The organism is Amycolatopsis sp. NPDC041971 (genome assembly GCF_055588925.1).
In genome coordinates this window covers 254,776-276,642 of the sequence record NZ_JBVJCE010000003.1, presented here as the reverse complement: position 1 = coordinate 276,642, position 21,867 = coordinate 254,776, and the positions used below count along the sequence as shown (strand labels likewise).

Sequence of the window (21,867 nt, the reverse complement as noted above, 5' to 3'; positions counted from 1 at the left end):
GGCCCCCCTCCCCTTTTTTTCTCCCCCCCCCCCCTCTTTTTTCCTCTGGGGGGGGGGTGTGTCAACACCAAACCCACAGCGGCAGGAGAAAAAACCGCGTCAAGGGGTCAGCTGCCGTCGGAGACGTAGAGAGCACCCGGGGTGATCGTGTACAGCTGGCCGTCCGGACCGGCGACCGCGTCACGCGTACGGCCGAGGTTGGTCCAGAGCTTGCCGCCGTTGCCGTTCAGGTCGAGCTTGTACGTGCCGCCCTTGAGCGAAGCCATGTACAGCGAGCCCTTGTAGGCCGCGAGCCCGCTCGGCGTCGCCGAAGACGTCGGCCAGGCCTTCACCGGGTTGGTCATCCCCGCCGTGTTGCAGGGGCCTTCGCAGGTCGGCCAGCCGTAGTTCTTGCCGGACTCGATCTTGTTCAGCTCGTCGAGCCTGTTGGCGCCGATGTCGGAGACGTACAGCTGACCGTTCGCCCAGGTCAGCCCCTGGACATTGCGGTGGCCGTAGGAGTAGACGCGGGTGTTGAACGGATTGCCGGGCGCGGCCGCGCCGTCGGTGGTGACGCGCAGGACCTTGCCGCCGAGGGAGTTCTTGTTCTGCGCGTTGGCGCCGTTCTGGCCGTCACCGGTGCCCGCGTAGAGGTAGCCGTCCGGACCGAACCTGATCCGCCCGCCGTGGTGGTACTGCGAACCACGCGGGATGCCGGTGACGATCGGCGTCGGCGCCTGGCCCAGCTTCAGTTTGGCGATCCGGTTGTCGGAACTGGTCGTGTAGTAGACGAAGACCGTCTGATCGGTGGTGTAGTTCGGCGAGACGGCGATGCCGAGCAGGCCCGCCTCCGCGGTGACGCTCACCCCGGGGATGGTCTGGACCGTGGTGACCTTGCCCGCCTTGTCGATCTTGCTGATCGTCCTGGCGTCCTTCTGGGTGAAGAGCCCGGTGCCGTCGGGCAGGAAGTCGATCGACCAGGCCTGGTTGAGGCCGCTCGCGAGTTGTCTGATCGCCTGGACGGACGGCGCTTCGGCGGCGGCCGCCGGAACGGCCGCGATCGACACGGCCGTCGCGGCGGCGAACGTGGCGGCGAGAGTACGACGTAAGGACATGGGACGCCTCCTTCAGCTACACCCCTGGAGCTCGGATGGCGGCGGTAGGCGGGTGGTCGGGGTGCACCCGTCAAGTTGGATACAAACACACCATAGGATGAAACGGACACCACTGGACGGGCTATCGGAGGCACCCGCCGTTAACCGTTGTGTGCGCCGAGCGTGACGATCGGGGTGGCTCGATCGGCCATAGGTAGGAAACTTTACAAAACAGCTCCGGTAGTCGGTTCTTACGTCTGGTCAGAATCGGCGGCCCGCTTCTAGGGTGACGGTGGCTCGGCCCTGTTCGATCCCATGTGGACGTTAGGAGCGGATATGATCGAAACCATCGAGGTATGGACCACCCCCGACTTCGTCGAGTACGAAACCCCCATGGAGGTCACGGCTTACGCGGCCCGCATGGAGGACTGAATCCGCGTCCGGTGGTGGGGGCCGTCCCCCACCACCGGGCCGCCGTTTCGATCAGCGAGCCGTTGGAGGCAGCACGGTGTCCCTCATGTCGTCGTCGGACTTCATCGCGGCCTTGCACGGGCTTTCGCACCGCTACTGGGGCACCCACCCGTTCCACGAGCGGATGCACCGCGGCGACCTGTCCGAGTATGAACTGAAGATCTGGGCCGCCAACCGCTGGTACTACCAATGCGTGCTTCCGCAGAAGGACGCGGCGATCATCAGCAACTGCCCGTTGCCGGAAATCCGCCGGGAATGGCTCGACCGCATCGTCTACCACGACGGGACCAAGGCCGGAGACGGCGGAATCGAGCGGTGGCTCCGTTTGTGCACCGCGGTCGGGCTCGACCGCGAAGAGGTTCTCGATCAGCGGCACGTCGTCCCCGGCGTACGGTTCGCCGTCGACGCCTACGTGACTTTCGCCCGCACGAAACCTTGGCTCGAAGCGGTCGCTTCGGGGCTGACCGAAATGTTCGCCGGCCATCTCATGCAGCGGCGGGTCGCCGACATGCTGGCGAACTATTCGTGGATCGCGCCGGAGGACCTCGCCTATTTCACCGATCGCATCGACAAGGTCTCCGGTGAGGGGAAGGGGACGCTGGACATCGTCGTGCGGTACGCCGTCACCCGTGAGCAGCAGGAGAAGGCGATCGCGGCGCTGTCGTTCAAGACCGACGTGCTCTGGTTCGTGCTCGACGCCATCGAGCGCGCCGCGGCCAAGGAGTAGCGATGAGCACCCTCGAGATGGGCTCGGTGCCGCGGCTGCGGCGCGGGGTCCGGCTGAGTTATGACCAGACCAGGGAAACGCACGTACTCCTGTTCCCCGAAGGCGTACTCGTCCCGAATCCGACCGCCGCCGCCGTGCTCAAGCTCTGCGACGGCGTCGAAGACGTCGCGGGGATCGCTTCGGCGTTGCGGAAGCGCTACACCGGTGTGCGTGCGGAAGAAATCCTGGACGTCCTGGCCCGGCTGGGAGAACGGCGGATCGTCGAATGGACCTGAAAACCGCGGCACCGCCACTGGGCATGCTGGCCGAACTGACCCACCGCTGCCCGTTGCACTGTCCGTACTGTTCGAATCCGGTCGAGCTGATCGCCCGTGACGGTGAACTGTCCACAGAGGAATGGCTTTCCGTGCTCTCACAGGCACGCGAACTCGGCGTGCTCCAGGTGCACATGTCCGGCGGCGAACCACTCGCCAGGCCGGATCTGCCCATCCTGGTCGAACACGCCACGAAACTGGGTTGCTACGTGAACCTGGTGACGTCCGGGCTCGGTCTGACGGAGTCCAGATTGGACGATCTCGTCGAACGCGGCATCGCGCACATCCAGCTGTCCGTCCAGGGCGCGACCCCCGGACGCGCGGACCGGCTCGCCGGCGCACGGGCGCACGACCGGAAGCTGGTCGCCGCCGAACTGATCAAGAAGGCCGGGCTGCCGCTTTCGGTGAACGTCGTCCTGCACCGGCAGAATCACGATCAACTCGCCGGGATCATCGAGCTCGCCGAGGAAATGGGCGCGGACCGGCTCGAACTGGCCAACACGCAGTACTACGGCTGGGCTCTGCGCAACCGCGACGCCCTGATGCCGACCCGGCGGCAACTCGACGAGGCCGAGCCGATCGTGCGCGCCGCCACCGAACGGCTGCGCGATCGCATGGAGGTCATCTACGTCGTCGCGGACTACTACGAGCAGTACCCGAAGCCCTGCATGTACGGCTGGGGCGCGCGGCAATTGACCGTGGCCCCCGATGGGAACGTGTTGCCCTGTCCCGCGTCGACGGCGATCGAGACGCTGGAATTCGACAACGTGCGGGACAAGCCGCTGGCGTGGATCTGGTACGAATCCGGTTCCTTCAACGCCTACCGCGGTGAGGACTGGATGCCGGACACCTGCGGCACCTGCGAACGGCGCGCGATCGACTTCGGCGGCTGCCGATGCCAGGCGTTCCAGCTCACCGGTGACGCCGCGGCCACCGATCCGGTGTGCTCACGTTCACCGCGGCGTGACGTCGTCGATCTCATCCTCGCCACGCCCCCGGAAACGGACGAACTCGTGATGAGGGCGCCACGATGAGGGTGATTCTGCTCGGCACCGCGGCGGGCGGTGGCTTCCCGCAATGGAACTGCGCCTGCGCGCTGTGCGTTTCGGACGCGCCGCCGCGGACGCAAGACTGTGTCGCGGTGAGCGCGGACGGCGAGGGCTGGTACCTGCTCAACGCGTCACCGGACATCCGCGCGCAGATCCTCGCCACACCGCCACTGCGTGCCGGGCCAGGGCCGAGGGAGATCCCGTTGCGCGGGGTGCTGCTCACCGACGCCGAGCTCGATCATTCCCTCGGGCTGCTTCTGCTGCGCGAAGCGGGCGGACTTCCGGTGTGGGCGCCGGACGCCGTCCTGCACGCCCTGTCCGAACGATTCCCCGCGCGGTCGATCATCGACGGCTACGGCGGCTGGGACTGGCTGCCGTCGTCGGAGGCCACCATCGACGGTCTGCGGGTGAGCGTGCTTCCCGTGAGCGACAAACGGCCGAAGTACGCGCGTTCGTCCACCGAGGATGGTCCGTGGGTGGTGGCGTACCGGATCGAAGACGTCCAGACCGGTGGCGTCCTCGTGTACGCGCCTTGCCTGAAGAGCTGGCCGGACGGCTTCGACGAGTTCACTCGCGACGCCGGTCTGGTGTTGCTGGACGGAACCTTCTTCGCGCCGGACGAGATGTCGGGCGCCACCGCGGCCGAGGTCGGCGACGGCGCCCAGCTGGCGATGGGGCATCTGCCGATCACCGGAAGCCTCACGAAGCTCCGGCCCGGCCCTCGCTGGGCGTACACGCATCTGAACAACACGAACCCGGTGATCGATCCGGCCTCACCGGAGCACGCCGCCGTACTGGACGGTGGCGCCTCGCTTCCGTTGGACGGGACCGAGTTCAAGCTCTAGGCCACACCTTCCGGGCTCGCGCCCGAGACGGGAACGGCGTCGGCGCGACCACGGCGATGGCCGCGTCCTCGTCGAACGAACCCAGTCTCCGCCGAGCTGCCAGGTGCCGAAAGCGATCCTCGACACCTCGAGACCGCTCCTGCCCAATGTCGTCGTACGCATACCTCCAGCAGAGCACAGACGGCGGATCACCACACCGGATCTCCCGGCCGACGAGACCCCCAAATAACTGTTTGACGGTCAAGGCCCGGCAGCCGATACTCGTTTCATGTCCGAGTCCCCCAGCCTCGACGGGCTGCGCGTCCTCGCCCATCCCGTACGGCTGCGCATTCTGTCGCTTTTGACCGGTGTCGCGATGAGTGCGGCCGAGGCCGCGCGCGAACTCGGTGAGACACAAGCGAATGTCAGCTACCACCTGCGACGGTTGCACGACGCAGGCCTGCTCGACGTCGCCGAGGAGGTCCGGATCCGAGGCGGGCTGGCGAAGCGCTATCGGCACGATCCGGAGTCCGGAGCGCGGTTCACGTCGACGAATCCGCGGGAGGAACAGCTCCTCCTCGCGACGATGGCCCAAGAGCTCAAGCGCCGCAGCGAGTTCCGCGTCCTCGACAAACGCGCGTCGATGACCGACGCGGAGATGTGGGTCGACCGCAAGACCTGGGAGAAGGCACTCGAACACGCTCACGAACTGAGCAGGCTGCTGCACTCGGCCGCGCGGCCACCCCGCACGCGGGGCACGATCCCGGTCAGCGCGACGGTGTCGCTGTTCGAGATGAGGCGATCGTGACGTCGCTGCGCGAACCCCTGCGCCACCGCAACTTCCGCTGGCTGATCGGCGGCCGCACGTTCGGGGAATTCGGCAACGCCGTCGCCCCGCTCGCGCTGGCGTTCGCGGTGATCGACCTGACCGGTTCGGCCATCGACATCGGCATCGTGGTGGGCGCGCGTTCGGTGGCGAGTGTGATCCTGCTGCTGTTCGGCGGGGTGCTGGCCGACCGGCTGCCGCGATCGGTGATCCTGCAGGGCACCGAACTCGCCGCCACGCTGACCCAGGCGGTCATCGCGGCGAGTGTCCTTTGTGGATTCACGTCGATCCCGCTGCTGGTCGGCCTCAGCGTGGCCAACGGCGCGGTGGCCGCGATCTCCGCGCCCGCCTCGGCGTCGCTCACCCCGTTGACGGTGCCCGCCGAACTGCTGGCGCCGGCCAACGCCCTTGGCAGGCTGCTCTCGAACTCCGGCCGGATCGCCGGCGCCGGACTCGGCGGCATCATGGTCACCGCGGTCGGCCCCGGCTGGGCCCTCGGCGGGAACGCGCTGCTGTTCCTGGGCTCCGCCCTGTCCTACCGGCGTATCCGCCTCAGCCGCCGGGAACGGATCCCCGGCAGCCGCCCGCTGGCGGAACTCGTCGAAGGCTGGCACGAGTTCCGGTCACGGACCTGGGTGTGGGTCGTGGTCGTGCAGTTCATGGTGGTGAACGCGGTCATCGCCGGTGGGATCGCGGTCCTCGGTCCCATGGTCGCCGACAGCAGTTTCGGCCGCTCCGGCTGGGGATTCGCCCTCGCCGCGCAGACGATCGGCTCACTCGTCGGCGGGATCCTCGTGGCTCGATGGCAGCCGCGGCGCGCGCTGTTCGTCGGCGTCGCGGTGATCCTTTTCGAAGCGCCGCCGTTGATCCTCCTCGGCCAGGCGCCGTGGCTGCCGCTGCTGCTGGCGGCCATGTTCGTGTCCGGCCTGGCGATCGAGCAGTTCGTGGTCGCGTGGGACGTCTCGCTGCAGGAGAACGTGCCCGAAGAGAAGCTCGCGCGCGTCTACTCCTACGACATGCTCGGTTCCTTCATCGCCCTGCCCCTCGGTCAGATGGCGGCCGGACCGGCCGCGCAGCACTTCGGGGTCAGCACGACACTGCTCGCGTGCGCCGCCCTGGTCGTGACGGCCACCTGCCTCGCACTGTGCAGCGGCCAGGTGCGCGGGCTCGTCCGGAAGACCCACGCCGTCCGGCCCTGACCCCCGCGCCCCTGGAAAGCGACAGCAAAGGTCCCTTGCTCCCTTTCCGCAGGTCACGGCCAGGGGCGGACCTCCTCGAGAAGCTTCGCGACCGCGAGGACCAGGTCGTCGGAGTGCCGCGGGCCCACGATCTGCAGGCCGACCGGCAGGCCGCGCGAGGTGCGGCCTGCCGGGATGCTGACGGCGGGCTGCTGGGTCATGTTGAACGGGTAGGTGAACGGCGTCCAGTCCGGCCAGCCGCTCAGGCCGCTGCCCGGCGGCACCTCGTGCCCGGCTTCGAAAGCGGGAATCGGGAGGGTCGGCGTGATCAGCACGTCGTAGCGCGTGTGGAACTCGCCCATCAGGATGCCCAGCGCGGCCCGCTCGGCGTTGGCACCGAGGTAGTCGCTCGCCGAGAAGGTCTTGCCGAGTTCCCACACCTTCCGCAGCCCGGGATCGACCTTCGTCTCCGAACCGGCGGGGAAGGTGTCCAGCCACTTGGCCGCCCCGGTCGACCACAGGATGTCGAAAGCGGGCTTGGGATCGGTGAAGCCGGGATCGGTCTCCTCGATGTGCAGGCCGGCGTCACCCAGCGACTGGACCGCCGATTTGACGATGGCCGCGACCTCCGGGTCGACGTCGACGAAGCCGAGCGTCGGCGAGTAGGCGGCGATCAGCCCGCGCACGTCCCGCCGGACGGCTTCCCGGAAAGTCGAGACGGGCGGGGCGAGCGCGGCCGGGTCGCGGTGGTCGGGCATCGCGAGGACGTCGAGGAGCAGCGCCGTGTCGTCGACCGAACGCGCCATCGGGCCGGCGTGCGAGAGCGGCCCGAACGGGCTCGCCGGGAACAGCGGGATCCGGCCGTGCGTCGGTTTGAGGCCGACGATTCCGCAGAACGAGGCCGGAATCCGGATCGAGCCACCGCCGTCGGTGCCGACGGAGAGCTCACCCATCCCCGCCGCGACGGCCGCGGCGCTTCCCCCGCTGGACCCGCCCGCCGTCTTCGACGGGTCGATCGGGTTACGGGTGATCCCGGTCAGCGTGTTGTCGGTGACGCCCTTCCACGCCAGTTCCGGCGTCGTGGTTTTTCCCAGCAGCACCAAGCCGTTCTCCCGCAGTCGCGCGGTGACCGGACTGTCGACGTCCCATGGCTGGTTCGGGTCGATGCACCGCGAACCGCGCAGCGTCGGCCAGCCTTGGGTCAGGAACATGTCCTTGATCGAGGCCGGGACACCGTCGAGCCAGCCGATCGGATTACCGTCCCGCCAGCGGATTTCGGACGCTTTCGCCTGTTCGAGCGCGCCATCGGCATCGACGAAGCAGAACGCGTTCGTCTCGCCGTCATGTTCTTCGATGGCCCGCAACGCGTTCTGAGTGGCCTCGACCGGCGACAGCTCTCCGGTGGCATACGCGGCGACGAGCTCACTCGCGGTCGACTTGGTGTCGTTCATCCGGCCCCTAACCTTGGCGAAGCGTCTCCGACGGCACGTATCCGAGCTGCTTGTCCACGACGTTGCGCAGCGGCTCCCCCGCGCGCCAGCGACGGAAGTTGTCCGCGAACACCTCTACCAGAGTATTACGCCAACCGATGAAGTCTCCCGACATATGCGGCGAAATCAGCACGTTCTCCATAGTCCACAAAGGACTCTCGGGCGGCAGCGGCTCGGTGTCGAAGACGTCGAGCGCCGCACCACCGAGCGAGCCGTCCCGCAGTGCGCCGACCAGGTCCGAAGTGACGACCAGTTCGCCGCGGCCGACGTTGACGAACCGCGCGCCGGGTTTCATCGCGGCGAAGGCCTCTGCGTCGAACATGCCCTTCGTCTGCTCGGTCAGTGGCGCGACCGCGACGACGTAGTCGGCCTCGGGAAGATGGCGAGCCAAGTCGGAAGAGGCGTACACGTCTCCGAAATCGGGATCGCCCTGACGGGGACGACGCCCGACGCCCGCCACCGACATCCCGGCCGCCCGCACCATCCGCGCGATCGACCGGCCGATCGGCCCGGTGCCGACCACGAGCACCCGGCGACCGGAGATCCGCTCACTCTCCCGGTGCTTCCACTGCTTCCGCCGCTGCAGGTCCCACGAACGGACGAAATCCTTGGCGAACGCGAGGACCACCCCGAGGACGTACTCGGCTATCGCGCCGTCGAACACCCCCCGCGAGTTGGTGAGCACGACGTCGCTCTCCTGCAGCCCTGGGAAGAGCACGGGGTCGACACCCGCACTGGCGATGTGCAGCCAGCGCAACCTGTCGGCCGCGTGCCAGGCACCCGGGACGGCGGTCGACAGGAAGTCGTAGACGAAGAACGCGTCGGCACCGGACAACGCGTCGGCCAGCCCGGCCTCATCGGTGTAACGGACCACCGCTTCGGCTTCGATAGCGCGCATGTCCGGTGGGCGCGTGTCTCCGCAGAGCACCGCCAGCACTGGGGTCTCCGAGGCGATCACGTTGACACCGTAAAAGTGGCTCGTATGATTGTCAACAATCCGAGGAACGACCCCCGGAGCACCGGACTGTGGCAGCAGAAGTTTCCGGAGGCTGAGACTTGGATTTCGACTTACTGGAGTTCGAAGGCCCGTTGGCGCAACGCGGGATAGGCGTGATCGCCCCCTTCGATCTGGCCCTGGAACGCGAGCTGTGGCGCTGGGTGCCCATGGAGGTCTCCCTCCACCTGGCGCGGACGCCGTACGAGCCCGTCCCCGTCAGCATGGAGATGGCCCAGCTCGTCAGTGACAGCAGGCATCTCGCCGCCGCCACGCGAGACGTGCTCCACGTGGAACCCGAAGTCGTCGCCTATCTGTGCACCTCCGGAAGTTTCGTCAACGGTGTGGACTACGAACGTTCTCTGACCAAGGCGATCTGCGACGCCGGCGCGACGGACGCCGTCACCACGTCCGGAGCGCTGGCCGAGGTCCTGCACCGGCTCGACCTTCGCCGGGTCTCGGTGTTGACGCCCTACGACGGCGACCTGACCGCGAAGCTGCACGACTTCCTGGCCGAACTCGGCGTCCGTACCGTCTCCAGCGACCATCTCGGCCTGGGCGGTGGCATCTGGAAGGTCAGCTACCGGACCATCGCCGAGCGCATCCTCGCCGCCGACCACGCCGACGCGGAGGCCATCTTCGTCAGTTGCACCAACCTCCCCACCTACGATCTGATCGAGCCGCTCGAAAGCGCGCTCGGCAAACCCGTCCTCACCGCGAATCAGCTCACGATGTGGGCCTGCCTCCGGCGGATGAACCTGCCGATCGTCGGTCCCGGCAAGTGGCTGCGAGAGGTCGACTGACCTCTTCCCCTACGATTGTCGACAATCTGCCCTCCGGAGGTCCCGTGCCCATCACGCCGCTCACCCCACCCGAGCCGCCGTCCGAGACGACCACGATCGGCTTCATCTACCCCGATCACGCGGCCGAAGACGACTACCCGCTCGCGGAACAGCTCCTCGGCGGGGACATGGCCGGGATCAAGCTGCCGGTCGAGCACATCTACGGAACCGACCTGCACGCCGTGCCGGAACTCCTGGACCTCGGCAGCGAAGGCCGGCTCGCCGACGGCGCCGCGCTGCTGGCCAAACACGAACCGGACGCGGTGGTCTGGGCATGCACCAGCGGCAGTTTCGTCTACGGCTGGGAAGGCGCCCGCGACCAGGCAGACCGGCTGGCGGCCGTCGCCGGTGTCCCGGCGTCGAGCACCTCCTTCGCCTTCGTCCACGCCGCTCAGGCCCTCGGTGTGCGGCGGGTCGCGGTCGCCGCCAGCTACCCGGACGACATCGCCCGGCTGTTCGTCGAGTTCCTCGGCGCGGGCGGGGTCGAAGTGGTCTCGATGGGCAGCGCGGACATCGACACCGCCGCCGAGGTCGGCGAGCTCGGCCCGGAAGCCGTTATCGAGCTCGCCGTGAGCCGCGACCACCCGGCCGCCGACGCGCTGCTCGTCCCCGACACCGCCATGCGGACGCTCGGCGAGATCAACACTCTCGAGACCAGACTCGGCAAGCCGGTGCTGACCGCCAACCAGGTCACCGTCTGGGAAGGACTGCGACTCACCGGGAAGTCGCCGCTCGTCCGCACGCTGGGTGCGCTGTTCGGGAGAAGGGGCGACTGAATCATGTCCTTGCCGCAAATCGAGCCGGTCAGCCGGGAGTCCACCGCCGGGATCATCGCGCGCCAGCTGCGGGACGCGATCATGACCGGCGCTCTTCCTCCCGGCACCCAGCTCGGCGAAACGGATCTGGCCTCCCGGTTCCAGGTTTCGCGGGGACCGCTGCGAGAGGCGATGCAGCACCTCGTTTCCGAAGGGCTCCTGCGCAGCGAACGGCACCGCGGCCTGTTCGTGATCGACCTCGAACCCGGCGACGTCTACGACATCTACTCGGCGCGCTCGGCCATCGAGCGTGCCGCGATGCTGCGGGCGCTGCGCGGTGACCGGGAACGGGTCGCCACCGAACTCGAACAGGCCGTGAGCGCCATGGCCGCCGCCGCGGACGACGACGATCCGACCGCGCTCTCCTGGGCCGACCTCCGGTTCCACGAGGCACTGATCGCCGCCTCCGGCAGCAAGCGACTCGTTCGGATGGCCCGGACCCTGCTGATCGAGACCCGGATGTGCCTCACCGCGCTGCAGGCGACCTACCAGCAGGTCGAAGAACGGGTCACCGAGCACACCAGGATCATCGAGGCCCTGCGGGCGGGCGACGAAGAGACCGCGCTGTCGCTGCTGGAAGCCCATATGGAGGACGCCGTCCAGCGACTGGCCCCGGGAACCAGCCTGCGAGTGGGCGAAGCACCCGCGGTGCCTTAGAGATTCAGCCACGGCCCCGCGCCCCCAGCACCGGCTGTCCGCCCGTTCCACCGCGGAACTCCCTGTCCCACGGCCAATTGCCATGCTCATCCTCGTAGACCAATTGCAGGGCACGGAAATCCTCGCCGTACATGAGCACGGCGGTGACCAGATGCGCCGACGGCGAACTGAGCGGAACGACCTCGAACGCGGGCCATCCCACCGCGGCGGGCAGCACCTCACCCGGTTCCGGCGGCCCCGACCGGATCACCTGCTGCGCGAAATAGTTCAGCAGCTGCCCGGATCTTCGCTCTCTCAGTCCGGTGACGACGAGTTCCGGCAGCCCGGCGTCGGTGAGCCCGACCGTGTACGCGAACCGGGGTTGCGCGCTTCCGCGTTCGACCGTCTGCACCATCCAGCCGTACTTCCGGATCAGCGGACGGACCTCCTCGATGAGGTAGTCGCTGCGGCTCTTCCCGGGGTTGTCGCAATGCCAGCACATCGGCACTCCTCCAGTCGTCGAATCCAATGATCGACACTGTGCACCGGGGCACCGACAAAAACTCACGGCCCGGGGTGGCGCACACGCGATGGACGATCCTTTCGCGGCGAGTTTCCCTTTCAGCGCACCATTTTCGCGTTGTTCGAGAAATTCTGCCGGTTACCGAGAGCGGGCGCACAGCCTGCGCGATGGCTTGCCGAGGCTTTACCTCCGCGACCCTTATCGGCATGTGCTCGCCGGGGCTACTTACAGGGAGCCGACGCTCCCAAACGGCTGGCTTTGCCTTGCTCCTCGACTGCCGTCACCACTCCTCCCAACCACCTTTTTGTGAAGAGGCAAGGAAAAGTCGTGCGATGAAGCGACGTGGGGGCGCCCTGAAGGACCTGCGGAGTTTCGACGGCTGAAGCACTAAGGGGTCCGACGCCACATCAAGAGCACCGAACGAGCCGCCCGGACCGTGGCGACGTCGAGTCTGCCGCACCCGAAACGCCACGACCGCCTTGAGTACAGGTAGGCCCCTTTCCTTGCGCCTAACGCAAGGAAAGGGGCCTACCTGTACATAAAAGCCCTATCCGAAAGTAATGAATGGACCGTTCAGGACTTGCTGGGACTTGACACACCCCTATGCGGATGGTTCAAGATAGAGCGGCGACCACCGCGGACCCGAGTTCGGCGGTGGTGGACTTCCCGCCGAGGTCAGGGGTTCGCACGGTCCCCTCCTCGAGAACCTTCTCCACCGCGGCGCGAACATCCTGTGCCGCCAGGGTTTCCCCGAGATGGTCGAGCAGCATCGCCCCCGCCAGGATCTGCGCCACCGGATTCGCGATGCCCTGGCCGGCGATGTCGGGAGCGCTGCCGTGGACCGCCTCGAACATGGAAGGAAGCTCACCGGTTGGATTGATGTTGCCCGAAGGCGCCATTCCGAGCCCGCCCGTCACGGCCGCCGCCAGGTCGCTCAGGATGTCGCCGAAGAGATTGGAAGCGACCACGACGTCAAGCCGGTCCGGCGCCTGCACCATCCGCGCGGCGAGCGCGTCGACATGGCACTGTTCGGCGTGCACGTCCGGATACTCCGAAGAGATTGCGGCGAAGATCTCGTCCCAGAACGGCATCGAGTGGATGAGTCCGTTGGACTTGGTCGCGGAGCACACCCGGCCCTTCCGCGTCTTCGCCAACTCGAAGGCGTAGCGGATGATCCGCTCCACCCCGATCCGCGTGAACACGGATTCCTGTAAGACGAACTCGTTCCCCAGACCACGATTGTGCCTGCCACCGATCTCCGAGTACTCGCCCTCGGAGTTCTCCCGGACGATCACCATCTCCAGTTCTTCGGCGCCGCGGCCCGCCAGTGCCGAAGTCGTCCCCGGCAGCAGGCGGACCGGCCGGAGGTTGACGTACTGGCTGAACGCCCGCCGCACCGGGATGAGGAGACCCCACAACGACACATGGTCCGGAACGCCGGGAAAGCCGACGGCGCCGAGAAGGATCCCATCGAAAGAGGAAAGCTGCGCGATACCGTCGTCGGGCATCATCGAGCCGGTCTTGGTGTACCGCTCACAACTCCAGTCAAACTCCTTCCAGGACAAGGAGAAGCCATGCGAGGCCGCCGCGCGGTCGAGGACCTGGCGGGTCTCGACCGTCACATCGACACCGATCCCGTCGCCGGGAATGCTCGCGATCCGATAAGAAGAAGTCACAGAGCCACCGCGATGTACTTGGTCTCGAGGAACTCCTCGATGCCGACAGTGCCACCTTCACGACCGAGCCCGGACTGCTTGATCCCGCCGAACGGCGCCGCCGGGTTCGAGACCAGCCCTTGGTTGAGGCCGATCATGCCGGCTTCCAACCGTTCCGAAACTCTAAGCGCCCGCTTGAGATCGGAGGTGTACACATAGGACACGAGACCGAATTCGGTGTCGTTCGCCGCCGCGATGGCCTCGTCTTCGCTGTCGAACGGAGTGATCGGGGCGACTGGCCCGAAGATCTCCTCCGAAGCGAGCCTGGCGTCCTTGGGCACGTCGGTGAGCACCGTCGCTTGATAGAAGTTGCCCGGACCATCCACAGTAGACCCACCGGTCAGGATGCGTGCTCCTCGATCGACGGCGTCGGCGACGAGTCCGCCCACCTTCTCGACCGCGGCTTGGTCGATGAGCGGACCGACGACCACACCTTCCTCGGTGCCGCGACCCATCGGCAAGGCCTCCATGCGCTCCGTGAGGCGCCGGGAGAACTCGCCGACGATGCTTCGCTGGACATAGAAGCGGTTCGCGGCCGTGCAGGCCTCGCCGATGTTGCGCATCTTGGCGGTCATCGCGCCTTCGATCGCCGCGTCGAGGTCGGCGTCTTCGAAGACGAGGAAGGGGGCGTTGCCACCGAGTTCCATCGAGGTGCGGAGCACCTTGTCCGCACACTGTTCCAGCAGCTTCCGCCCGACGCCGGTCGAGCCGGTGAAGGACAGCTTCCGGGCACGGCCGTCCCGGATCAGCGGCTCCATCACGCCGCCGGAGTCCGACGTCGTGAGCACGTTCAGCACGCCTTCCGGCAATCCCGCTTCGGCGAGGATCGCCGCGAGGGCCAACATCGAAAGGGGGGTCTGCGCAGCGGGTTTGATGATCATCGTGCAGCCGGCCGCGACCGCGGGACCGATCTTGCGGGTGCCCATCGCCATGGGGAAGTTCCACGGAGTGATCAGCAGGCACGGCCCGACGGGCTGCTTCGTCACCAGGAACCGGCCTGACCCGTTGGGCGCGACGGCGTAGCCGCCGTCGATCCGGACGGCTTCTTCCGCGAACCAACGGAAGAACTCGGCCGCGTAGGTGACCTCGCCCTTCGATTCCGCGAGCGGCTTGCCCATCTCGAGCGTCATCAACAGCGCGAGTTCATCGGCACGCTTGATCAGCAGTTCGTAGGCGCGGCGCAGGATCTCGCCGCGTTCACGCGGGGCGACGTTCGCCCAGCCGGCCTGTGCGGCGGCGGCCGCGTCGAGCGCGCTGGCACCGTCCGCCGGTGACGCGTCGGCCACCTCGCACAGCGCTTCGCCTGTCGAGGGGTCGAGAACGGGGAAGGTCTTCCCGTCCGTGGCGGGCACCCATTTGCCGCCGATGAACAGTTCCTTGCCGACCGCCTTGACTACGCCGGCCTCACTGATCGAGCTCATCCCAACGCTCCTCCATGTTGTCCCGAAAGCCATGCTATGGATATTGTCAACAATCGACAACAGCTCAGCCGACCTAGGAGTGCAGCCCATGGCCCAGCTATCACCGCTGCTCAAGCAGGCAACGCCGGTCGTGGTCGACCACGGTGAAGGGGTGTACCTCTATGGCATCGATGGCAAACGTCACCTGGATTTCACCGCCGGTATCGGCGTGACCAGCACCGGCCACTGCCACCCGCACGTGGTGAGCGCGGCGCGGGAGCAGATCGGCAAGCTCATCCACGGGCAGTACACGACGGTCATGCACAGGCCGATGCTCGAGCTGACCGAGAAGCTGGGCGGTGTCCTTCCGGAGGGTCTGAACTCCCTCTTCTACGCGAATTCCGGCAGTGAGGCGGTCGAGGCGGCGCTCCGGCTATCGCGGCAGGCGGCCAAGCGGCCCAACGTCATCGTCTTCCAGGGCGGGTTCCACGGCCGGACCGTCGCGGCGGCGACGATGACGACGTCGGGCACCCGGTTCAGCGCCGGTATCTCGCCGCTCATGTCCGGGGTGCACGTCGCGCCGTTCCCCTACGCCTTCCACTACGGCTGGGACGAGGAGACCGCGACGAAGTTCGCCTTGCGCGAGCTCGACTACCTGTTCGCGACGGTCTGCTCGCCGAACGAGACGGCCGCGTTCTTCATCGAGCCGGTACTCGGCGAGGGCGGGTACGTGCCGGCGAACCGCGAGTTCCTCGCCGGGCTGCGGGAACGCGCCGACAAGCACGGGATCCTCCTGGTGATGGACGAGATCCAGACCGGCTTCGGCCGGACGGGCAGGTTCTGGGGGCACGAGCATTTCGGGGTGAGCCCGGACATCGTGCTCATCGCGAAGGGTCTCGCGAGCGGCTTCCCGATTTCGGGCATCGCCGCGTCGGAGGAGCTGATGGCGAAGGCGCTTCCCGGTTCGCAGGGCGGGACCTACGGCGGTAACGCGGTGGCCTGCGCGGCGGCGATCGCCACGCTCGAAGTGATCCAGCAGGAGGGTCTCGTCGAGAACGCCGCCGAACGGGGGCGGCAGCTCTTGGAGGGCGTCCGGGCGATCGCGGAGAAGTCACCGTCGATCGGCGACGTCCGCGGGCTAGGGCTGCTGGTCGGTTCCGAGTTCACCACGCCGGACGGCGAGCCGGACACCGCGAAGGCCCAGGAGGCCCAGAAGTCCGCGTCCGCCAACGGGTTGCTGCTGCTGACGTGCGGGGCGTACATGAACGTCGTGCGGATGGTGCCGCCGCTGATCGTCGACTCCGAGCAGGTCGACGAGGCACTGCGGATCTGGGGCGACGTCGTGGCGGAGGTCGAGTGATGGCCCGCTACATCACGATCACGCTCGACAAGCGCGGAGTGTCCTGCCGGGCCCGGCTGCTCGACGCCGAAGCCCCGCGGACCTGCCGAGCGGTATGGGAAGCGTTGCCGCAGAGCGGTTCGGCCTACCACGCGAAGTACGCGCGCAACGAGGTCTACACCCTCGTTCCGCCCTTCGCCGAGCCGAAACCGGGCCGCGAAAATCCCACGGTGACCCCGATTCCGGGTGATGTCGTGTACTTCGGGTTCGAGTCGTGGGAGATCGGCAACCCGGCATACGGCTACGACGAAGGCAGTGAGGCCCACAGCGACCAGGGCGCGACGGATCTCGCGATCTTCTACGGCCGCAACAACCTGTTGATCAACGGCGACGCGGGCTGGGTACCCGGCAACGTGTTCGCGACGATCGAAGAGGGATTGGCCGAAATGGCGGAAGCCGCCAAGGACCTCTGGCTGCGAGGTGTGGAGGGCGAGACGCTTTCGTTCGCACGCGCGTGAAACCCGTGGGCGGTGCGGGTTCCCACCCCTCACCGCCCACGGGCCGGCACCCCTCCCTGGCTACTGTCGCGCTTCGGTGAGCCGGTATTCGACGCCACCGACCTCTTCACCACGCTGGTCGACCTGGGTCACGTGGACGGTGTACTGCCCACCGGCCGCCTCGGCTCCGGCGGTGAAGCTCAACTTGGCGTCCACCTGTTCGCCCGACTTGAACGTCAGACCGCTGATCCGGGCCTGCTGTGGGTTCACGATGGCCAGCTCGGTTTCACCGACCCGTTCGACGCCCTCACCCTTCGCGCCGCCCGCCCGCCAGCGTGCGGCGAGGTCGGGTCCGAGGTCGATGGTGATCCGTCCCGGGCCGGTGAACGGCCTGCCCGGCTGCGTGAAGACGATGTCACCGACCGCCGTGGGCTCGCGACCGTCCCAGCCGAACACGATCGGCCGGAGCACCGGGACCTTGATCTTGAACGGTACGGCGTTCACGTTGTGCCAGCCGATGTTGTTGTTGTTCCGCGCGTTCGTCGACGTGCTCAGCCCTTCGGTCGGCAGGTCCGTCGGCGAAAGCCACCGCGCCAGCAGGCAGAAGTGCGAGCCGATCGGGACCTTCCACGGGATGACGACCCGTTTGGTGCCGTAGGGCACGCTCACGTTGGTGGCCGAACCGATGTAGTTCCACTGGCTCGACCACTGGGCCACGGTGCCTTGCTTCGTGTAGTAGACCTGCAGCGTCCCCTTCTCGAGGCCGTCCCCGTACGGGCCGGGGTTGTTCAGCGTGACATGGATGTAGGCGGTGCTCCCCTGGACGATCGGGTCGTCGGTCGCGCAGAGGATCGTCGCCGAGAAACACACCCGGATGTCGGGGCTGGAGTAGAGCGAACCGGCCGAGGGTTCGAACCCGACATCGGATCCGTTGTCCCGGATGAAGACGTCGCTGCGGGCTTCCGGCGCGGCTTGCACCGCCGGTGCGACACCCGCGAACAGCGTCGCGGCGGCCAAGACGGCCGAGGCGAGCAGCGTTCGGCGGCGCCGCGGATTTCTGCTGATCATGTACCCCTCCTTGAGCGAAACGGTCGATCCGTTGACCGTCGGCCAGACCGGTTGTGGCGGGGTTGTCGAGATCGTGTGCCCTAATTGGCCGATTTCGGTGGGTCTTCGCCCGGATACGCTCACCGAGGTCACATGCCGGAGGGAGCAGGGTGCCCGGGCCAGGGGAATTACGGGTGCTGGGCCCGGTCGAAGCGATCGGCCCCACCGGGCGGGCGGAGTTGCACGGCGCCCGCCAGAGAGCCGTGCTCGGCGTTCTCGCCCTGCACGCGGGCTCGGTCGTCCCGATCCCCCGGCTGGTCGACGTGCTCTGGGGTGAGGATCCGCCCCGCACCGCGGTGAAGACCCTGCACAGCCATGTCGCCCGGATCCGGCAGGCACTGGAGGACTGCGGATTCCCGCCGGTCCTGCTGACACGCAAGCCCGGGTACGTCGTGGCGATCGCACCGTCCTCAGTCGACGCTCTTCGCTTCGAAGAGGAACTTCGTGCCGCCAAGCGGAGCAATCCCGGCCAAGCGGTGGCGGCATTGCGTGAGGCATTGCGGCTCTGGCGCGGCGAAGCCTTCGCGGACGCCGAACTCGACGGCTGGGGCCAACGCGAAGTCGAACGCCTTCAGGAATTGCGGCTGTCGGCCTGGGAAGAACTCTGGGACGCCGAACTCAGGCTCGGCGAACACGAGGAGGTCCTCCGGGAGCTTCCGCGGCTTCGGGCCGAGCAGCCGTACCGCGAACGGCTCGCCGCGCTGCACATGCTCGCCCTGCACCGCTGCGGAAGACATGCCGAGGCGTTGGAGACGTTCCGGGTCGTGCGCCGGGGGCTGGCCGACGAGTTCGGCGTCGATCCCGGCCCGGAACTGGTCGAACTGCACACGTCGATCCTGCGGCGCGCGCCGGAACTCGACGCACCCGCGCGGGGCACCGCGCCCGCGCAACTCCCGGCCCGTGTCGGGCATTTCACCGGACGGCAACAGGAACTAGCTTCGCTCGACACGCTCCTCGACGAACCCGAGCCACCGGTCGTGGTCATTTCCGGCGCGGCCGGGATGGGCAAATCCGCGCTGGCCGTGCAATGGGCGCACCGCATCGCGGACCGCTTCCCCGACGGTCAGCTCTTCCTCGACCTCGCCGGGCATGATCCGCACGAAGCACTCTCACCTGGCGACGCGCTCGCGCATTTGTCGCGTGGACTCGGCCTCCCCGACGATCGGCTGCCCGACGCGACGGCCGAACGCGCGGCGCTCTACCGTTCTTTGCTGCACGGCAGGCGTTGCGTGATCGTCGCCGACAACGCGGGTGGCGTCGACCAGATCCTCCCCCTCGTCCCCGGCACGGCGAAGGCGATGCTGATCGTCACGAGCAGGCAAACCCTGGCCGCGCTCGGCAGCAGGCACGCCGTCCGCGTGTTCGCCCTCGACGCGCTGGCCGACCCGGAGTCGATGACCCTGCTCACCCGGGTGCTGGGCGCCGAACGGGTCGCTCGCGAACCCGCGCAGGCCGCGCGGCTGGCCAGACTGTGCGACGGGATGCCGCTGGCGCTGCGGATCGCCGCCGCGCGCCTGACCGGTGAACCGGGCCGGCCGATCGCGGAACTCACCGACGAACTGACCGGCGTCGGTCGACTGGAAACCCTTGCGGTACAGGGAGATTCCCGGACAGTCAAAACCGTCCTCGCGAGCGCTTACCTGCCGTTGGACCGTGCGCCCGCTCGGCTGTTCCGCCTGTCCGGGCTGATCCCGGGGGCCTCGTTCAGCTCCGCTCTCGGCAGCGCGTTGTGCGGGGTGCCCGTCGAAGCGGGGCGAACCGCGGCCGCCGCACTGTCCGCCGCGCATCTGATCACCCCGGCGGGTCCGGATCGCTTTCGCCTTCACGATCTGATCCGCGAGTTCGCCGTCGCGTGCGCCCGCGCCGACGAAACGACGTCGAGCCGCGCCGAGGCCGCGGACCGGCTGATCGATTGGTACCTGCACGTGGCCGCCGAGGCGAACCGGGTCATCGACCCGAACCGCGATCTGGTCACCCCGGCGCTGTGCCACCCGCCACCCGGGCGGCCGTTCCCGGCGGAAAGGCGTTCGGCGCTGGCGTTCCTGAGTGCCGAACGCGCGAATCTGCTACCCGTGGTGCGGTTCGCGCGCGAACACGGCCGCAACACCGCCGCCTGGCAGCTCACCTACCTGCTCACCAGTTTCTACGACACCACGGGTGGCTGGAACGAGCGGATCGGGCTCTGCCGCGAAGGGGCCGCGGCGGCGGCCGAGCTCGAAGATCCCTTGGCCGAGGCGGAAATGCTGCGCGCGCTGGGCGCGGCTTACTTCATGACCCGCAGGCTGACGGACGCACTCGAAACGAACGCCCGCGCGTTGAAGGCCGCCCGAGCGGCCGGTGATCTCGAAGGCGAAGGGCACATCTACAACAACACCGCGAACGCCTACGCCGCGCTGCGCCGGTTCGACGAGGCGATCACCGCGTACCGGCTCGCGGTCCAGCGGTGCACCTCGGCGGGCAACCGGCTCGGGCGCGCGCTGTCCCAGCGCAACCTCGGCCACGCCTACATCCGCCGTGGCCAGCCGATGGACGGTCTCAACCCGTTGACGGACGCCTTGGAGACGTTCCGCGCGCTCGGCAACGCGCGGCTGGAAGCCGCCACCCTCGACACGCTCGGCGAGGCCTACGAGGAACTCGGCGATCACGACGTCGCGCTGGACCATCTCGGCAAGGCGCTGGCCGCGTCCCGGGCGATCGGCGACCGGTGGCAGGAGTGGGAATCGCTGCTGCACGCCGGCCAGGTCCACCTCGCCCGCCGGGATTTCGGGGCCGCGCGGGACGATTTCGACCAGGCGCTGCTGATCAGCCGGGACGTCGGGAACCGGCACAGTGAGGCGGCCGCGCTCGACCGGCTCGGCCGCGCCCACCTGGGGCTCGGTGATCTGGCGGCGGCGCGGGAACACCTCGAGCGCGGTGTCGCCGTCCGGGCGGGCGTCCCGGATCCGTACGAGGAGGCGCACCTGCACCGCGACCTCGGTGACCTGGAGGCACGGTGTGGTGACACGGCCGCCGCGGCCGCCCACTGGGCTCGAGCGATCGAGCTGTACCGGCGGGCGAACGCGACGGCCGACGCCGACCTCGTCACCGGCCGGAGCTGATCACCACGGTCGAGGTCCCGTACACGAGCTTGCCCTGCGACGGCTCGAAGAACTCGACCCGCGCCTTCCCCGTTTGACCGGACAAGACCGTGAACTCCGCGTATCCCCTGGTCTCACCGGGCCGGAAGGTGACGACACCGTCCTCCACCGGCACGTGAGCGGAACCTTCGGTGCGGTAGCGGATCGTGAGCGGACCCGCGAGCCACGGCCGGGACAGCACGACCGGCACCCTGCAACCGGTGCCCGGCGCGAAGTTGGGCGGGATCGACCAGCAGATCTCGCCTTCCTGAGTGGTGGCGAGCGGCGGGTTCCCGGTGGCGTCGTCGTCGGCCACCCAGGCGACGCCGACGCTGTGCCCGATCCGCAGGCCTTTCTCGCCGTACAGGCGCAGGGAGAACATCTCGTCGTTCTCCACGAGGGAGTCGGCGCGGACCCTGACCGCGACGGTTCGCGTGTCCGCCGTCCCGGACCAGGTCAGCGTGCCCGCGCTCGGCAGGTAATCGACGCTTTCCTTCGCGATGAACGCCGGGTCGACCGGCGAGCCGTTGCCCTCGATCGTCCGGTATTCGACCGAGCCCCGCGGCGCGCAGCCGCCATCGGCGAGCGAAACGGTGAAAAGAAGGGTGGTGTATCCGGCGCTGGTTCCCTCGGCCTGGCTGACCCCGCCGACGTTGACCACGGGAGCGGTGCAACCCGTTTCTCCGCCTTCGGCCGCTGGTACCGCGAACCCGAACGCGACCGCGAGCGCCGCCCCCAGCGTCGCGATCCGTCTCATCTTCGTTCTCATCGAGCGTCCACCCCTTCCGGCGGGCCGCCGCGGCCCGCTGCGACATGGGTAACCGAGTGAGGTTGTCGTGAGGTTGTGACCACCGGCAAGCAAACATGAAAATGATTCATGGCCATCCTCGCCCACGACGTACTACGCTTCGGTAACCAGGCAAAGAAGCGT

The 21,867-nt window shown here is 68.0% G+C and carries 21 protein-coding genes; 13 read left to right on the top strand and 8 right to left on the bottom strand.

The window, feature by feature from the left end; translation table 11 throughout:
* Positions 1-107: 107 nt before the first annotated feature.
* Entirely contained in the window at positions 108-1,094 is a 987-nt protein-coding gene (locus tag ACZ6DT_RS09555) for a PQQ-dependent sugar dehydrogenase (RefSeq protein ID WP_465591239.1), read from the bottom strand.
* A 315-nt stretch (positions 1,095-1,409) separates the two neighbouring features.
* On the opposite strand from ACZ6DT_RS09555, the gene pqqA reads away from it, so the two are divergent.
* From pqqA to ACZ6DT_RS09520, 7 genes are all read left to right on the top strand, one after another.
* Positions 1,410-1,505, top strand: a complete 96-nt coding sequence (pqqA, locus tag ACZ6DT_RS09550; RefSeq protein WP_007033797.1) for a pyrroloquinoline quinone precursor peptide PqqA — start codon at positions 1,410-1,412, stop codon at positions 1,503-1,505.
* An 85-nt stretch (positions 1,506-1,590) separates the two neighbouring features.
* On the top strand, positions 1,591-2,271 hold the full coding sequence (gene pqqC / locus ACZ6DT_RS09545) for a pyrroloquinoline-quinone synthase PqqC (RefSeq protein WP_465591237.1): 681 nt from the start codon (positions 1,591-1,593) through the stop codon (positions 2,269-2,271).
* Between the two features lie 2 nt (positions 2,272-2,273).
* Positions 2,274-2,546, top strand: a complete 273-nt coding sequence (gene pqqD / locus ACZ6DT_RS09540; protein ID WP_465591235.1) for a pyrroloquinoline quinone biosynthesis peptide chaperone PqqD — start codon at positions 2,274-2,276, stop codon at positions 2,544-2,546.
* The gene (pqqE, locus tag ACZ6DT_RS09535) at positions 2,537-3,619 is read left to right on the top strand and encodes a pyrroloquinoline quinone biosynthesis protein PqqE (protein ID WP_465591233.1); all 1,083 of its coding nucleotides are present in this window, start codon (positions 2,537-2,539) and stop codon (positions 3,617-3,619) included. The genes pqqD and pqqE overlap by 10 nt, the downstream gene beginning before the upstream one ends.
* On the top strand, positions 3,616-4,479 hold the full coding sequence (gene pqqB, locus ACZ6DT_RS09530) for a pyrroloquinoline quinone biosynthesis protein PqqB (protein WP_465591231.1): 864 nt from the start codon (positions 3,616-3,618) through the stop codon (positions 4,477-4,479). The genes pqqE and pqqB overlap by 4 nt, the downstream gene beginning before the upstream one ends.
* A gap of 268 nt (positions 4,480-4,747) precedes the next feature.
* On the top strand, positions 4,748-5,266 hold the full coding sequence (locus ACZ6DT_RS09525; RefSeq protein ID WP_465591229.1) for a helix-turn-helix domain-containing protein: 519 nt from the start codon (positions 4,748-4,750) through the stop codon (positions 5,264-5,266).
* Positions 5,263-6,483 (top strand): MFS transporter, encoded by a 1,221-nt coding sequence (locus ACZ6DT_RS09520; protein ID WP_465591227.1) that lies wholly within the window; start codon positions 5,263-5,265, stop codon positions 6,481-6,483. The genes ACZ6DT_RS09525 and ACZ6DT_RS09520 overlap by 4 nt, the downstream gene beginning before the upstream one ends.
* Positions 6,484-6,536: 53 nt before the next feature.
* On the opposite strand, the gene ACZ6DT_RS09515 is transcribed toward ACZ6DT_RS09520, so the two are convergent.
* Both ACZ6DT_RS09515 and ACZ6DT_RS09510 read right to left on the bottom strand, forming a co-directional pair.
* On the bottom strand, positions 6,537-7,913 hold the full coding sequence (locus tag ACZ6DT_RS09515) for an amidase (protein WP_465591224.1): 1,377 nt from the start codon (positions 7,911-7,913) through the stop codon (positions 6,537-6,539).
* Positions 7,914-7,920: 7 nt separating this feature from the next.
* Positions 7,921-8,910 (bottom strand): D-2-hydroxyacid dehydrogenase, encoded by a 990-nt coding sequence (locus ACZ6DT_RS09510; RefSeq protein WP_465591221.1) that lies wholly within the window; start codon positions 8,908-8,910, stop codon positions 7,921-7,923.
* Between the two features lie 98 nt (positions 8,911-9,008).
* On the opposite strand from ACZ6DT_RS09510, the gene ACZ6DT_RS09505 reads away from it, so the two are divergent.
* Genes ACZ6DT_RS09505 through ACZ6DT_RS09495 form a run of 3 tightly spaced genes read left to right on the top strand, consistent with a single transcriptional unit; the run spans position 9,009 to position 11,260 of the window.
* Positions 9,009-9,749: a maleate cis-trans isomerase family protein gene (locus ACZ6DT_RS09505; RefSeq protein WP_465591218.1), complete on the top strand. Its 741-nt coding sequence runs from the start codon at positions 9,009-9,011 to the stop codon at positions 9,747-9,749.
* A 44-nt stretch (positions 9,750-9,793) separates the two neighbouring features.
* On the top strand, positions 9,794-10,564 hold the full coding sequence (locus tag ACZ6DT_RS09500; protein WP_465591215.1) for a maleate cis-trans isomerase family protein: 771 nt from the start codon (positions 9,794-9,796) through the stop codon (positions 10,562-10,564).
* 3 nt (positions 10,565-10,567) lie between these two features.
* Positions 10,568-11,260: a GntR family transcriptional regulator gene (locus tag ACZ6DT_RS09495; RefSeq protein ID WP_465591212.1), complete on the top strand. Its 693-nt coding sequence runs from the start codon at positions 10,568-10,570 to the stop codon at positions 11,258-11,260.
* A 4-nt stretch (positions 11,261-11,264) separates the two neighbouring features.
* On the opposite strand, the gene ACZ6DT_RS09490 is transcribed toward ACZ6DT_RS09495, so the two are convergent.
* The 3 genes from ACZ6DT_RS09490 to ACZ6DT_RS09480 all read right to left on the bottom strand — a co-directional run bounded on the left by ACZ6DT_RS09490 (position 11,265) and on the right by ACZ6DT_RS09480 (position 14,898).
* Complete coding sequence (locus ACZ6DT_RS09490) at positions 11,265-11,741, bottom strand: DUF4262 domain-containing protein (RefSeq protein WP_465591209.1); 477 nt, start codon at positions 11,739-11,741, stop codon at positions 11,265-11,267.
* A gap of 635 nt (positions 11,742-12,376) precedes the next feature.
* Complete coding sequence (locus ACZ6DT_RS09485) at positions 12,377-13,438, bottom strand: tartrate dehydrogenase (protein WP_465591206.1); 1,062 nt, start codon at positions 13,436-13,438, stop codon at positions 12,377-12,379.
* Entirely contained in the window at positions 13,435-14,898 is a 1,464-nt protein-coding gene (locus tag ACZ6DT_RS09480; RefSeq protein WP_465591203.1) for an NAD-dependent succinate-semialdehyde dehydrogenase, read from the bottom strand. The genes ACZ6DT_RS09485 and ACZ6DT_RS09480 overlap by 4 nt, the downstream gene beginning before the upstream one ends.
* Positions 14,899-14,986: 88 nt before the next feature.
* Between ACZ6DT_RS09480 and ACZ6DT_RS09475 the strand changes: the two genes are divergently transcribed.
* Positions 14,987-16,237 (top strand): aspartate aminotransferase family protein, encoded by a 1,251-nt coding sequence (locus ACZ6DT_RS09475; RefSeq protein ID WP_465591200.1) that lies wholly within the window; start codon positions 14,987-14,989, stop codon positions 16,235-16,237.
* On the top strand, positions 16,237-16,734 hold the full coding sequence (locus tag ACZ6DT_RS09470) for a DUF3830 family protein (RefSeq protein WP_465591197.1): 498 nt from the start codon (positions 16,237-16,239) through the stop codon (positions 16,732-16,734). The genes ACZ6DT_RS09475 and ACZ6DT_RS09470 overlap by 1 nt, the downstream gene beginning before the upstream one ends.
* A gap of 60 nt (positions 16,735-16,794) precedes the next feature.
* On the opposite strand, the gene ACZ6DT_RS09465 is transcribed toward ACZ6DT_RS09470, so the two are convergent.
* Entirely contained in the window at positions 16,795-17,781 is a 987-nt protein-coding gene (locus ACZ6DT_RS09465; RefSeq protein ID WP_465591194.1) for a hypothetical protein, read from the bottom strand.
* Between the two features lie 149 nt (positions 17,782-17,930).
* Between ACZ6DT_RS09465 and ACZ6DT_RS09460 the strand changes: the two genes are divergently transcribed.
* Entirely contained in the window at positions 17,931-20,918 is a 2,988-nt protein-coding gene (locus tag ACZ6DT_RS09460) for an AfsR/SARP family transcriptional regulator (protein WP_465591191.1), read from the top strand.
* Here the strand turns inward: ACZ6DT_RS09460 and ACZ6DT_RS09455 are convergent.
* On the bottom strand, positions 20,902-21,693 hold the full coding sequence (locus tag ACZ6DT_RS09455; protein ID WP_465591188.1) for a Calx-beta domain-containing protein: 792 nt from the start codon (positions 21,691-21,693) through the stop codon (positions 20,902-20,904). The two genes, ACZ6DT_RS09460 and ACZ6DT_RS09455, sit on opposite strands and share 17 nt — an antisense overlap.
* Positions 21,694-21,867 lie beyond the last annotated feature (174 nt).